Annotated in this window: 11 protein-coding genes and 1 pseudogene; 5 read left to right on the top strand and 7 right to left on the bottom strand. The window is 40.4% G+C overall.

All coding sequences use genetic code 11. From position 1 onward, the window contains the following. Positions 1-657: 657 nt before the first annotated feature. The 4 genes and pseudogenes from CLV95_RS06950 to CLV95_RS06965 all read right to left on the bottom strand — a co-directional run bounded on the left by CLV95_RS06950 (position 658) and on the right by CLV95_RS06965 (position 4,245). Positions 658-1,065 (bottom strand): helix-turn-helix domain-containing protein, encoded by a 408-nt coding sequence (locus CLV95_RS06950; RefSeq protein ID WP_002724821.1) that lies wholly within the window; start codon positions 1,063-1,065, stop codon positions 658-660. Positions 1,066-1,764: 699 nt separating this feature from the next. Beyond that, on the bottom strand, positions 1,765-3,243 hold the full coding sequence (locus CLV95_RS06955; protein ID WP_002724837.1) for an LIC12015 family putative lipoprotein: 1,479 nt from the start codon (positions 3,241-3,243) through the stop codon (positions 1,765-1,767). Between the two features lie 11 nt (positions 3,244-3,254). After that, positions 3,255-3,602 (bottom strand): hypothetical protein, encoded by a 348-nt coding sequence (locus tag CLV95_RS06960; protein ID WP_002724817.1) that lies wholly within the window; start codon positions 3,600-3,602, stop codon positions 3,255-3,257. Then, positions 3,599-4,245 (bottom strand): annotated as a pseudogene (locus CLV95_RS06965) (hypothetical protein). The gene CLV95_RS06960 and the pseudogene CLV95_RS06965 overlap by 4 nt, the downstream one beginning before the upstream one ends. 44 nt (positions 4,246-4,289) lie before the next feature. On the opposite strand from CLV95_RS06965, the gene CLV95_RS06970 reads away from it, so the two are divergent. The 5 genes from CLV95_RS06970 to CLV95_RS06995 all read left to right on the top strand — a co-directional run bounded on the left by CLV95_RS06970 (position 4,290) and on the right by CLV95_RS06995 (position 9,140). Then, positions 4,290-4,643: an STAS domain-containing protein gene (locus tag CLV95_RS06970; protein WP_002724816.1), complete on the top strand. Its 354-nt coding sequence runs from the start codon at positions 4,290-4,292 to the stop codon at positions 4,641-4,643. A 7-nt stretch (positions 4,644-4,650) separates the two neighbouring features. Then, positions 4,651-5,397, top strand: a complete 747-nt coding sequence (locus CLV95_RS06975) for a diacylglycerol/polyprenol kinase family protein (protein WP_002724818.1) — start codon at positions 4,651-4,653, stop codon at positions 5,395-5,397. Positions 5,398-5,910: 513 nt separating this feature from the next. Next, positions 5,911-7,716, top strand: coding sequence for a translation elongation factor 4 (gene lepA, locus CLV95_RS06985; protein ID WP_002735693.1), 1,806 nt, complete (start codon positions 5,911-5,913; stop codon positions 7,714-7,716). A 66-nt stretch (positions 7,717-7,782) separates the two neighbouring features. Further along, on the top strand, positions 7,783-8,154 hold the full coding sequence (locus CLV95_RS06990; protein WP_002737959.1) for a hypothetical protein: 372 nt from the start codon (positions 7,783-7,785) through the stop codon (positions 8,152-8,154). A 35-nt stretch (positions 8,155-8,189) separates the two neighbouring features. Next, entirely contained in the window at positions 8,190-9,140 is a 951-nt protein-coding gene (locus CLV95_RS06995) for a hypothetical protein (protein ID WP_002724826.1), read from the top strand. 941 nt (positions 9,141-10,081) lie between these two features. Here CLV95_RS06995 and CLV95_RS07005 read toward each other — a convergent pair. The 3 genes from CLV95_RS07005 to CLV95_RS07015 are packed head-to-tail and all read right to left on the bottom strand — an operon-like array spanning position 10,082 to position 13,425. Beyond that, positions 10,082-10,813, bottom strand: a complete 732-nt coding sequence (locus CLV95_RS07005; RefSeq protein ID WP_002724823.1) for a succinate dehydrogenase/fumarate reductase iron-sulfur subunit — start codon at positions 10,811-10,813, stop codon at positions 10,082-10,084. Then, positions 10,813-12,726 carry a fumarate reductase/succinate dehydrogenase flavoprotein subunit gene (locus CLV95_RS07010; protein ID WP_002735845.1) on the bottom strand — a complete coding sequence of 638 codons (1,914 nt, stop codon included), beginning with the start codon at positions 12,724-12,726 and terminating at the stop codon, positions 10,813-10,815. The genes CLV95_RS07005 and CLV95_RS07010 overlap by 1 nt, the downstream gene beginning before the upstream one ends. Positions 12,727-12,744: 18 nt before the next feature. Continuing rightward, entirely contained in the window at positions 12,745-13,425 is a 681-nt protein-coding gene (locus CLV95_RS07015; protein WP_002724819.1) for a succinate dehydrogenase cytochrome B subunit, b558 family, read from the bottom strand. Positions 13,426-13,467 lie beyond the last annotated feature (42 nt).

Consider the following 13,467-nt stretch of genomic DNA (forward strand, 5'->3'; position numbering starts at 1 on the left):
CCACCTGGGCCACTTACCATTTTTAAAGGCCTTATGAGAGCTGTTGAAATCGGATTTATGTTCAAATTACTTACAAAACCTTAACTTGTGGGTAAGGTTATGGTAGGGAGGAGTACACATTGAGTTCTTTGAGTGAGAAAATTAAAGCTGCATTGCCTTCTACGGATCACAAAGCGAGGTGGCGGGAAGATTACGATGGTTTTTCTCTATCAGAAAATCATACTTTTTGCAAGTAACAAGTCCCACTTTTGTCGAAACGCTTGAAAAAATGTGTGTTTTAGATTTTTGCTATTCCAAAAATCCTTCTTAATTTGTGGGCGTTCTGTAGGTGCTTATACAAACAGTCCAATAGATGAATCTAAATCGGCCACCGCAAAACGATGTGTGGCGACCTACAAAGGAAACTAAAGATAGAGGTCATTCCAATTGGGGATGAAGTTTGTCACGAAAGATAACAGTTCTCAACAGTGGGAGCTCCTGCGTTTTCGCTTTATTACGAGTTTTTGGAGCCGATTTCTTTTCTCAGGTTTTGGGACAAGTTTTCAGTTTTTTTGGACCCTTGGTTCAAAAAAAACATTCAACTTCATAATCTCTAATATCACCGCACGTAAAAAAGGAAAGCGTCAGCTTCCCTTTTTTGCAAAAATTTAGTTTATTTTAATATTCAACTTTTTGAAGAAATAATTCTTCCTTTTTCATCTTTAAGGCTTTAGACGCCATATTTTTAAAATCTTCCGGCGGTTCTAAAAGTCCGAGTTCCACCTTAGAAAGAAAAGGAGTGGAGACCTTTAGTTTTTTAGCCATATCGTATTGTTTGATTCCCAATTCCCTACGTTTTGCCCAGAGCCTATTGGTGAGCCCTTCCGAAAATTCAGGATAAACATCCTCAACGGGCTGCTCGTTAAACAATCTTTCAAGAGTGGTTTTCAAATATTTAACGCAGGATTGCTTGAACTTTTCGGTAGGATCCTGGCTTCCGGTTTCGATTTTTGAAAGGTAACTTGGAGAAACTCCGAGCGCTCTCGCCATATCGTATTGTTTTATTCCCCGTTTTTTACGGAGCATGTAGATGTGGTTTTTCATTCAATTCCCCTCTCGATCGACAAGGGTATTTCGGTTAAACGTAAATTCAAGAAAAAATTTCCAACACACTTTGGACAAAATTATGATTTCATTATTTAGTAAGCCGAAAGGGTTATTATAAATAAGTAGAATGAAGGATGAAAATAAGAGAGCGGAAAAAGGAATTGGAAATAAATTTTTTTAAGTTAGTACCAAAAGGAGGAAGTAGAGAATAATAAATTAATTTTTTTGAATATACATTCGAAAATTATCTTTTCGATTTTTTGTTTTTTAATTCAGAACTTGTCCCAAAACCTCGGATGTCGGAACTCCTACAAAAGCGCTCCGACGATAAAATCCGTTAGAAAATCCATAAATCAACAATCTGCGGGAATTTCCATACTCTATTACGAACTTATGAAATGATTGTGCTATTTTCTTTTCAGGTTTTGGGACAGACTCTTAAAAAAAGAATTCGTTGGCCGTACCGAAATTCGATTTTCGTTTCAGCAATGTTTTATTTATATTGTTCCAACACACAGGGAATCCGAGTAAAAATCGTTTCCATTCCAATTTTTGCCGAATAGAGTTATTATTTTTTACGAATATCGAAGTTAGAACACTGTTGTAATCGATTGGGAAAGAGAATTTTATTATACTAAAGAAAAGCCCTGGTTTTTGGAAACAAGGGCTTTTGAAATTTTAAATTTGTCCCGCCTTCAAGCTTTCGGATGCAATTTTAAATTCATTTTCGGACTTGAGTTTCGACAAGTAATCTTGAAAGATAGACTGTTTTTTTGCTTCCGCTAATTCTTGTTTGATTCTATCCCTTACCTTACTAAAATCTTCCGGAACTCTTTCGTTAGGATTTGTAGTAGAAGCTTTGGAATACGCGTAGAGTTTTCCCGCTTCGTAAGTGTCTCTGATTTCTTTTTCGGTAACATTTACTTCTGGATCGATTGAACGATTTCGAATGAGCATAAAAAGAACGGATCTACCCAGTAGTGGAAGAGTTTTCTTAAATTCTTTCGTGTCCTTAATGGATTGAACCTCTTGGGACTCCGCGGAAATTCGGATCGGAAGATAGATTTGAGTGTAAAACGATAGTTGATCGTTTTTTTCCTCTTCGGGAGACCCTTTCCGTTTCTGAATAATCGGAGAAATTTTATTGAATTCTACGACAAGATCCTTAAAGGAAAATTTTACTTTATTTTTATCTTCGAAAAGAACCGTCTCCGCTTTTAATCCTTTGATAAATTCGGGAGTTAGATCCACGATTTTTAAACCGCTTTTTGTTTTCAGAGAATCCATTTCCTTTTTCCAAGCTTCTTTGAAAAAACGGTTTCCGTAGTGTTCCGCGGTTTGATTTGCCCTTTCGTTCACGACTAAATCCGAATAAAATTTCGCCGCATTTTTTTCATCTTCGGTAATACCTTCTTTGGAAACGTATTTCAACGCAAGAGTCTTCAATTTATCCAATTCGTTTTGAAAGAATTTATCGATCTTCTTCGGATAAATTTTTTCGATTCTTTCCACTCTAAGAATATAATAATTTCCTTGTGCTTCCTTGAGGATGAATTCTCCTTTTTTATTCGCTGCTTCCTTCAGAATTGCGGTAAATGGATCATCCCCGCAGTTGATACAATGTGGTTCTAGTTTTCCTCCGATCGCTTTTCTTTGTATTTCATCCGTATTCTTTGCTATAAATTCCGCGATTTCCCGGTCGGATTTGATTGTTTGGATTTGCTGGAGAAGTGTATTTGCTTTTGTCGAAGCGTCGGGTCCCGCTTTTAAAAATAGGATTCTTCCGAAGGCAAATTCAAGCATTCCCGAAGTGAGAAGTTTTTCAGAAAACTGTTTTCTATAATCGTTGAATACTACTTGAGGTTCGACGAAACTCATAATTTTTTCGTATTCGTCTTTTGTGACTACGTTCGTATTCTTATTATTGACTTCGGCGATTTTTTGAATTCCGATTTCTTCCACGATTTTTGCCTGAGTTGCGATCGAAGCGCTATTTAAGTCGGGTTCTATACCGCGAAGTTTGTAATAAGCCCTCAGTTCTTCGCGTGTTACCGTACCGGATTTGAAGGAAGCGAGAACGTCTGAATCCCTGCTGCAGTTTATGGCAAACATTACGAATAGGGAAAGAATGGTTAGGGATGGAATTTTTTGTTTCATAAGATTGTGTCTTAATATTTGTGAATTTTTTTTCTTGTTGTTTGGGGATTTGGGATTTCCACTGAGATTTCCCGGGTTAGATTTTTTTCCCGGGAGCTGTATAGGTTTTTCATCTCGGTGGGAGAAGATTTTCCGGAGTTTTTCACGAATCCGATTTTAGCGGGTTCCTCTTTGATTTTTAAAGAGAGAATTTCGGCTTTTCCGGATTCTAAATTTTCCATTTCTTTTCGTATGGAATCCTTTAGAATTTCAGAATAGTCCCGATCCGAAGAAATTCTTTCCTGAATCTTTCCCAATTCGAGTATGTCTCGGTCCATCTCTTCAATCTTTCGAAAAAGATGTGCCACTTTTACCTTCATACTTTTATCCCAACGTTGATCTTTTTGGTTCTATGTCGGCTTGCAAGAATGAAAATACATGAAAGTAGGAAAAATTCAAGACTCCTTGTGAAGGATGTATGAATAAAATGCAAAGAGCGAGAAAAACAAAAAAGAATGCTTTGGGATCGGTTTTTCCCGAGCGTAAATATAAAAATCCCAATGTGCAGGCTAAAATTCCAGATTTGATAAGATAGAGAAGGTCGATTTTATCCCAGAATTCGGAATCCCACTGATACCAAATTCTAAATCCCGCGACCAAAAGGAATACAAAAATAAGACTTTCCTTGGATGGTGTTTCATCCGTTAAATATCCAGTTTTTAAACCGAATTTTGTTCCCTGAAGATTGTCTCTGGTTTTTGGTTTTTTCTTTAAAGCCAGAATTCCACAACAATGAATGCAGAGCAGATCGAAGAGATCGTAGGGTGTGGAACCGTCTAATCCGCCGATGGCGAAAAAAATCAAAGTTAACACTGAAAGTGGAATTATAACCTTATTAATCTCCTTGGAGGTTTCTTTTCCATGATAAAACACTATACAAAGAGCTAAGATTATGGCGCCCGGGTATAAAAAAGAATAGGATTTTAAAATTAAAAATAGAATGGATAAGAATAGAAAAACCATTTGTCTTCGGGAAGAAATACTTATAGGCTGACTTTCCAAGCATCATGATTTTAAACGAAATCATCATTTCTACGGAAAAAATCGACAACGTTCAGGTTATAAAACTTCAGGGTTCCATCAACTCATTTACCGAAAAAAAATTCAGAGATCAGCTTTCGGTTTCGATCCGTTCCGGTCCCGTGATTTTGGATCTGGAAGAAGTCAGTTTGATTTCTTCCCGTGGAATTCAATCTTTGAAGGAAATGAATCAGCTGAGTTTTACTTCACGCAACAAATTGGTACTGATTCATCCTACTGAATCGGTTCGGAAGGCGATCAAAATGGCGGCGCTCAACGGACTTTTTTTGATTGCTCCGGATGAAGAATCCGCTTTGAAAATGACGATGAAAAATAGGTAGGATATAAGTGGAAAATTTGATTCGGTTTAATTATGCGCGTAAACTCTGGCATCTTCTCGGGTTGATCTTTCCTGTCTGTTACTATTTGGATGTTTTTCAAGGAGCATTCGGGCTTTTGAATGCGACACGTGCAGTAGTCTTCATTTCTTTGGTGTTTTGTCTTGGAGTGATCGTGCTGCTTGAATATTTTCGTTTTCGATTTCCGGGTTTTCAAAGATTCTTTTTATCGATTTTAGGTGTTTTGATGAAGGAAGAAGAAAAGACGAGATTGAACGGCACTCTCCCTTATTTTCTTTCCTGCACGTTTGTTGTACTTTTGTTTCCTCCCGAGATTTCCATTCTTGCCATGCTTTTTCTCGTAATTGGAGATCCGACCGCCGCCTGGGTCGGGACATTTTACGGAAAGCACAGATTTTCCAACGGAAAATCCGTGGAAGGAATCATTGCATTCATCGTTGTTTGTTCCATTGTAGGTTTTGCTTTTATGTATCTTTCCGAGACGTCCAATAAGCGGAATTTTTTGAGAACGGAGGATTTTGTATTTTATAATAGTATAATTTTCTTAATTCCTGCCGTTTTGATTTCCGCGGTTACGGAACTTTACTGCGGGACGTATTGGAACGGTCTCGTAGACGATAACCTTTTGATTCCCTCCGTTTCTGCTATAGTTTTGGGTTTTACTGCCTGGTTGATTTTAGGAGTGGAACCTTCTGCAATCTTCCTGAATTTGACGGAATTATTTTTAAAGATCTAAGAATCTATCCTAAAACTGTCTTCTGTAGTCGTGGCATTGCCGTGACACTTTCACCAGTCCTTTGAATGTAAGAGCTCCTACGTTTTGCCATTACTCAAACTATATAAAAGGGAGCCTAATATTTTGCACTGAAACAGGGCTTCTTATCTTAGGAATAAAATTAACGGTACTTAGAGCCGGTCTCAAAACCTCCAAAATGTGGGAACTCCCACGAAAGCTTGACAATAATAAAACCTATTCGAAGGCCGATGATCGTCAAAGGGGAGAGAACTTTTCATTTTATGAAAAATTCAAAATGAATATTTCTGTAGAGGTTTTAAGACCGGCTCTTAGTTTTATAAAAATTATAACTGCGATTTCTTGGAAATTTTTAACATGCGGGTTGTCACAAAACTTCTCAATTACGGTAAATTCTCCAAAAAAAGGTGAAAATCTAATTCTTTCCCTAAAAACTTTCCAAGTATTTTGCTTTTCAGAGGAGGGCCATACCGAGAATCATCGGATTGTACCCTCATGAGCAATAAACAGCAATTCATCCGTAATTTTTCCATCATAGCCCATATTGATCACGGCAAGTCCACTTTGGCCGACAGACTTTTGGAAATCGGTCAAGTTACAAATGATCGAACCAAGAAGGATCAAATTTTAGATTCGATGGATATTGAAAGAGAAAGAGGAATCACGATCAAAGCGAACAACGCAACCTTTGATTATCTCGCCGACGATGGTAATATATACACGATGAATCTTCTCGACACTCCGGGCCACGTGGATTTTACCTACGAGGTTTCCCGTTCCCTCAAAGCTTGTGAGGGCGTTCTTTTGATCGTGGATGCGAGTCAAGGAGTGGAAGCACAAACTCTTGCGAATCTTTATCTCGCGATGGAACAAGATTTGGAAATTCTTCCCGTCATGAATAAGATCGATCTTCCCGCGGCGGATGTGGAAAAGACAAAGATTCAGATCGAAGAAAGTTTGGGATTGGATTCCGAGAAGGCGGTTGCGATTTCGGCAAAGACAGGTCTGAATGTCAAAGCGGTTTTGGAAGCGATCACAAAAGAAATTCCCGCTCCGAAAGGAGATCCGAAGGGACCTCTCAAAGCATTGATCTATGATTCTTATTTTGATCCCTATATGGGAGTTGTGATCAAGATTCGTGTGTTTGACGGAGGTATCAAAAAGGGAGATCGTTTTCTCATTATGAGCACGGGAAAGGATTTTACCGTAAACGAAGTAGGAATCAACCGAATCGCATTGACTCCGACCGATGGTCTCGGGGCCGGAGAAGTTGGATATCTCATCGCCGGAATCAAAAAAGTTTCCGATGCAAAGACGGGGGACACGATCACTTTATTTTCTAATCCTACAAAAGAATCGATTCCCGGTTACAAAGAAGCAAAACCGATGGTTTTCTCCGGACTCTATCCGATTAACGGAGAACAGTTTGATGAACTTGTGGATGCGATCGAAAAACTCAAACTTAACGACGCCGCTCTCATATTTGAGAAGGAGAGTTCTGTCGCGCTCGGATTCGGATTCCGTGTGGGATATCTCGGGCTTCTTCACATGGAAATTGTTCAGGAAAGATTGGAAAGAGAATTCAATCTCGATCTGATCACGACAGCTCCTTCTGTCAAGTACATCATTCGAAAGAAGGACGGTGAAGTGGAGGAGATCGATAACCCCTCCCGTTTTCCGGAGCCGATTACAATCGAATCCACGGAAGAGCCCTACGTCAAAGCGACCGTGATTACCCCGAACGAATACGTGGGTAATATCATGGCCCTTGCGATGGACAAACGAGGGATTCAGTTGGATACGGTTTATCTCACTCAAGACAAGGTTCAATTGACTTATGAACTTCCTCTTGCGGAACTCATTTTCGAATTTTATGATAAGCTAAAGTCCTTTACGAGGGGTTACGCGTCGCTTGATTACGAACCTTCCGGTTATCGGATTTCTCAACTCGTGAAGATGGATATTCTAGTAAACGGGGAACCCGTGGACGCTCTTTCCATGATCGTTCATAGGACGAAAGCAGAGCAGAGGGGGCGGGAAATCATAGAAAAGTTGAAGGATTTGATTCCGAGACATCAGTTTATGATTCCGATTCAGGCCGCCGTCGGAGGAAAAATTCTCGCAAGAGAAAGTATTTCCGCGCTTCGTAAAAACGTTACCGCAAAGTGCTACGGCGGAGACATTACTCGCAAGAAAAAACTTTTAGAAAAGCAAAAAGAAGGAAAAAAGCGGATGAAGCAGATCGGAAACGTGGAAATTCCCCAGGAAGCGTTCTTGGCCGTTTTGAAAACGAACAATTAAGGTTTTCTAATTTCTTTTTCAAGAAAAAAGCTTGATTCTCTTTTGATTTTTAGTTTCATTTCTTTCATGGATTTTTCTTTTCTTCCTGTTTACGCTCTTTTGTTGTTTGTAGTCGTAGGCTTTGGTTCCCTTTTCGGTTTTCTCCGTATTTTTTGGAAAGATATTAAATCAGAGTTTAAGGAACTTAAGTTGGAATTAAAATCCGAAATTCAAAAAGTTCGTTCCGAGGCAAAAACAGAAAATCAAAGTCTGAGAACGGAAATGGTTCAATTACACTCTGAGATTCATGAATTGCGTTCTGAATTTAAATCTGATATTCAAAGAGTGGATAAGAATGTTTTCTATCTCAGGAAGAGAATGGACGTTTTAGTCGATAGTTTTGCACTACGATTTCTGAGCACGGATTCCTTTGGTAAAACGTCGCCGAAACAAATCTGAATTCTTTTTCAGATTTCTTCCTAAGAATCAATTTTTTGCATTCTCTCCAAGTTTATTTTCGATCATGTCTTTCTCCTATTTACATTCAAACCGTTTTTAAAACTCAAGAAAATGAACTTTCCATCTTGAGGGATGATCGACTCGCTTTTGGAATGGGAACCAAGTTTCGAAAATTTCTGGGAATTCATTTCGCCTTAGAAAAAAAGGATATTCGGAATGTAGTTTTGCAGGGAGAATTTCACAGTAATGCATTAGCTGCCTTTGCCTTTTTGTTTTGTAATTTCGGATATAAGGTTCGAACGTTTTGTTATGCGAGAGATAGAGATAAAACCAGTGCCAATTCTATTTTTGTCAGGAGGAATTCACATTTCCTAGAAAAATATAATTCCAGATCGGAATGGGAGAATGCCGTCAAACGAATGTGCGTCAAAAGAGCGGGAATTGCGGATTTCTTCGAATCCGAAACAAAAGTTTCGGATTCGGATGAAAACGAAATTTTGATTCCCGAATATGGTTTTTGTCGGAGTGCGCTGGATGGGTTGGATTCTCTCTGGGGACAAATTCCGATTGAGCGATACGATCGTCTTGTGGTCGACCTCGGATCGGGAGCGACTTGGTTGTCCGCAAATCGTTTTTTTCAGAATCGGACGGATGTTGTGGGAATTTCGATTGGTCTTCCAAAAATGAAGATAATTTCTTGGCTGAAGGAAAAACAAATTTCTTTGAATCTTCCTCAAGCTCCGATAGAAGAACAAAAAATTTTAGAATCCAAGGAAATTCGAGGTTTCGGTTCGGTCGATTCTTCTATTTTAAGATTTTGTAATTCTTTTTATTTGCAGTTCGGAGTTCCAATCGAACCGATCTATTCCGGAAAATCCTTATATACGATTCAAAACAAGATGGATCGCGGAGAACTTACCGGAAGGATTTTGTACATCCATCAAGGTGGGCTCTGGAATTTTTTGGATCATTTTGTAGATATTTAATATGAATTTTATCTAAAAAAAATAAAAATTAATGTTCCGATGTTTTATCTTTAATGGTAAAGATGAAATTTTGAAAACAAAGGTTTCCGAAATTCTGTTGCATTAAGACAAAATGGCGTTCCTTCTGGGTTTGAAACGAGGGTTAGATGCGAACATGAACCACAAAACAAGAAAACCAACAGAAGGAACTAAGAGCTTGTTCCAAAATTGTCTTCTGTGGGAGCGGCATTGCCGTGACACTGTCATCAGTCCTCTGAATGTAGGAACTCCCACGTTTTTTTAAGAACTTGCTGGATCCTTTAGAGATATTTTTCTTCAGGTTTTGAGACTGGCTCTTCGTTTGTTCTCTGTAAAAGCAAAACTGGGGCTGGACAGGTGCTTATAAAAATAGTTTTTAAAATTGAAGTTACTTTCTGAAAACATTTAAAGAATTTATATATTAAAATATTCATTTATATCTTGGCATATCCAACAGGTGTTGATCTTGCTGATCTATAGAAAATTGAGTACCCGTAAATTTCGTAACAAAGCGTCGGTTAACACAGGTTCGGTAATCCAATGCGAAAGCGATTGAGCCGTGGAACTCATTAGAGCGCTCAAGCCGGTCTCATTTCTATGCACTCGAAGTAACTTCCTATGGGTCGCTCTGAACTCAATGCAGAGCTTTCCTACGGGCTTGCTCTGCAGGTCGTTCGACAGATTGCGTTCTATATAAACTGAAACTAAAGTCGATTGTTTCATATATACAATTTATTGACTGCAGTCTAACTTTTGCTTGCAAAGGCTGGATCGCTCCCAGATTTTCGACTGTCGAATTCACGTTAATTAGATTTTGTAGGATTTTTTTTAGAGATAAATTTTCGAACTGGAACCTCTCGCCTTTTCCTGAAAAAGACGAGAGGTTTGATAGGTTGGTAGAGTGATGAATTTTTCGGTTACGTTTAAGAAAGGATATAATCCCGATTCATCGTCCGGATAAAATCTCTCTTGATCGATTTAGGACAAACCGCCTCACACTCGTATTGGTTGGTGCAGTTTCCGAAACCTTCCTTGTCCATCGCGTTGATCATCCTTTTTACGCGCTCCTTTTGCTCCACTTTACCTTGTGGTAAAAGGCCGAGATGAGTGATCTTTGCGGAAACGAACAACATCGCACTTGCGTTTTTGCAGGAAGCGACACACGCGCCACACCCGATACAAGTCGCTGCGTCCATTGCTACGTCCGCGTCTACTTTAGAAATCGGTAATGCGTTTGCGTCGGGAGCTCCGCCGGTGTTCACGCTGATAAAACCTCCGGCCTGGATGATTCTATCAAACGCACTTCTATCGACTACAAGATCTTTGATGACCGGGAAAGCTTTGGCTCTCCACGGTTCGATATAAATTGTGTCTCCGTCCTTGAAGGAACGCATGTGTAACTGGCAAGAAGTGACTCCTTGATGAGGTCCGTGAGCCTGGCCGTTGATCATCAGGTTGCAGGAACCGCAGATCCCTTCGCGGCAATCGTGTTCGAAAGCGATAGGATCTTCTCCTTTGGTGATGAGTTCTTCGTTGACTACGTCGAGCATCTCTAAAAAGGACATGTTCGGGGAAATATCTTTTGCATCATAGTCTGCAATCTTTCCCTTTGTTTCTCCGTTTTTTTGTCTCCAAACTTTGAGCTTCAGATCCATTATTTATAACTCCTTGTAGCGAGGTGAACGTTTTCGAACTCCAGTTTTTCCCTGTGTTCTGTCGGTTTTTTACCGATTCCGTTGAATTCCCAAGCGGTTGCGTGGCAGAATTTATCGTCGTTTCGTTTCGCTTCTCCTTCTTCTTGGTGTTCTTCTCGGAAATGTCCTCCACAGGATTCTTCCCGAGTCAATGCATCTAAACAAAGAAGTTCTGCGAATTCGAGGAAGTCCGCGACTCTTCCCGCTTTTTCGAGTGACTGATTGAGCTCGGCTCCACTTCCGGGAACATTTACGTTTTTCCAGAACTCTTCCCGGATATTAGGAATTTCGGATAATGCTTCTTTAAGACCTTTATCATTACGCGCCATTCCGCATTTGTCCCACATCAGTTTCCCGAGTTGCTTATGGAAAGAATCCACGGTTCTTTTTCCTTGGATGGAAAGAAGTTTTTTCGTGGTCTCTTTCGCATCGGAAAGAGCTTTTTTTGCTTCTGCATGATCTTCTTTGGGATGAGAATTAAATCCCACTCCTGCGAGATAATTTCCGATCGTATAAGGAAGAATGAAATATCCGTCCGCAAGTCCCTGCATCAAAGCGGACGCTCCGAGGCGGTTTGCTCCGTGATCGGAAAAGTTTGCTTCTCCGATTACAAACAGACCGGGTAAGTTGCTCATTAGATTGTAATCCACCCAAAGTCCACCCATTGTATAGTGGACAGCAGGGTAAATTCTCATCGGTTGTTTGTAAGGATTTTCACCGGTGATTTGTTCATACATTTGGAAGAGATTTTCATAACGATCCCGGATTTTGTCTTCACCAAGACGTTTGATCGAGTCTGCAAAATCCAAATATACTCCTTGTCCGGATTCTCCCACGCCGAGTCCTGCGTCGCAAGCTTCTTTGGCCGCGCGGGATGCAATGTCCCTTGGAGAAAGATTTCCGTAACTTGGGTATTTTCTTTCCAAATAATAATCTCTTTCCGATTCGGGTATGTCCGCGGGACTCCGTTTGTCTCCTTTATTTTTCGGAACCCAGATTCTTCCGTCGTTTCTAAGGGACTCGGACATCAAAGTCAGTTTGGATTGATGATCTCCGGAAACAGGAATACACGTCGGGTGAATTTGCGTATAACACGGGTTAGCAAAATATGCTCCTTTTTTATGAGCTTTCCAAGTTGCAGTTACGTTACAACCTTTTGCATTCGTGGAAAGAAAAAATACGTTTCCGTAACCTCCGGTTCCAAGCACAATTGCATCCGCCATGTGAGTGGAAAGTTCTCCGGTGACAAGATCACGAACTATGATTCCTTTTGCATGACTGTCGATCACGATTAGTTCCACCATCTCGGTTCTAGGATACATCTTTACCGCGCCTAACCCGATTTGACGAGAGAGAGCGGAGTAAGCTCCTAAGAGAAGCTGTTGTCCGGTTTGACCTTTTGCGTAGAAGGTTCTGGAAACTTGAGCCCCGCCGAAAGAACGGTTGGAAAGATGCCCTCCGTATTCTCTCGCGAAAGGAACTCCTTGGGCGACACACTGATCGATGATGTTAACGGAAACTTCCGCAAGGCGATGCACATTCGCTTCTCTTGCGCGAAAGTCGCCACCTTTCACTGTATCGTAGAATAGACGATAGACTGAATCACCGTCGTTTTGGTAGTTTTTAGCGGCGTTGATCCCACCTTGAGCCGCGATACTGTGCGCACGACGAGGACTGTCTTGAAAACAGAATGTTTTTACGTTGTAACCGAGTTCTGCGAGAGTTGCCGATGCGGAAGCTCCTGCCAGACCGGAACCGACTACGATGATGTTGAATTTTCTTTTGTTGGCTGGGTTGACTAACTTGATATTAGCCTTGTGATTGGACCATTTTTTCTCAATCGGGCCGTTTGGAATTTTAGAATCTAAACTCATAAAAGTTTCTCCAAAGAATTACGGGTGAACGTATCCCGCCAAAATCGAAAGCGGGATAGAAGTGTTTCCAATAAAAATGATCAAAGCAAAAAGAATCGCTCCTGCTTTGATTTTACCGCTTAAGGAAGGAGTGGTTAAACCCAATGTCTGAAATACGCTGGCAACTCCGTGACTGATGTGGGAAGCGAGCAATAACATCGCAAAGATGTAGGAACCGGCGACGATCGGATTTTGAAAGCCTAGGATTACCATCGTGTAGATGTCGTGCCTACCTTTTGCGTCCGTCATCGCGAAATGATCCGGATTGGTGACTCCTAACGTGAAATGGAGCAGATGATATACGATAAAAGAGAAAATTAAAAGTCCAGTAAGAGCCATGGTTCTTGAAGCGAGAGTCGCCTGTACTGTATTCTTTTTAGCGTAGGGAACTGGGCGGGCCTGTTTGTTTTCGATAGAAAGTTTTATCGCGTAGTAAACGTGTATGATAAAACTAACGATCAGAATAACTCTGGCTACCCAGAGAAGAGGGGCAATATCTCTCAGCGATTGACCATATGCGTTGATTTTTTCCTGTCCAAGGAATATCTGAAGATTTCCCAACATATGAACAACCACAAAGCCGAAATAAACAAGCCCGGTCGCAGCCACGAGAGTTTTTCTCCCGATGGAAGACCGGAGATATCCAGCTTTAAAATCCATACCATTTTCTCCTATTTGATTGATGGAAAGAATTCATCGAAA

The organism is Leptospira borgpetersenii serovar Javanica, assembly GCF_003046425.1.
Classification (GTDB): Bacteria; Spirochaetota; Leptospiria; order Leptospirales; family Leptospiraceae; genus Leptospira; species Leptospira borgpetersenii.

Bases quoted from the DNA above. Each gene is read 5' to 3' on its own strand.
- CLV95_RS06950 (WP_002724821.1), bottom strand. From the start codon at position 1,065: ATGCTCCGTAAAAAACGGGGAATAAAACAATACGATATGGCGAGAGCG.
- CLV95_RS06955 (WP_002724837.1), bottom strand. From the start codon at position 3,243: ATGAAACAAAAAATTCCATCCCTAACCATTCTTTCCCTATTCGTAATG.
- CLV95_RS06960 (WP_002724817.1), bottom strand. From the start codon at position 3,602: ATGAAGGTAAAAGTGGCACATCTTTTTCGAAAGATTGAAGAGATGGAC.
- CLV95_RS06970 (WP_002724816.1), top strand. From the start codon at position 4,290: ATGATTTTAAACGAAATCATCATTTCTACGGAAAAAATCGACAACGTT.
- lepA (WP_002735693.1), top strand. From the start codon at position 5,911: ATGAGCAATAAACAGCAATTCATCCGTAATTTTTCCATCATAGCCCAT.
- CLV95_RS06990 (WP_002737959.1), top strand. From the start codon at position 7,783: ATGGATTTTTCTTTTCTTCCTGTTTACGCTCTTTTGTTGTTTGTAGTC.
- CLV95_RS07005 (WP_002724823.1), bottom strand. From the start codon at position 10,813: ATGGATCTGAAGCTCAAAGTTTGGAGACAAAAAAACGGAGAAACAAAG.
- CLV95_RS07010 (WP_002735845.1), bottom strand. From the start codon at position 12,726: ATGAGTTTAGATTCTAAAATTCCAAACGGCCCGATTGAGAAAAAATGG.
- CLV95_RS07015 (WP_002724819.1), bottom strand. From the start codon at position 13,425: ATGGATTTTAAAGCTGGATATCTCCGGTCTTCCATCGGGAGAAAAACT.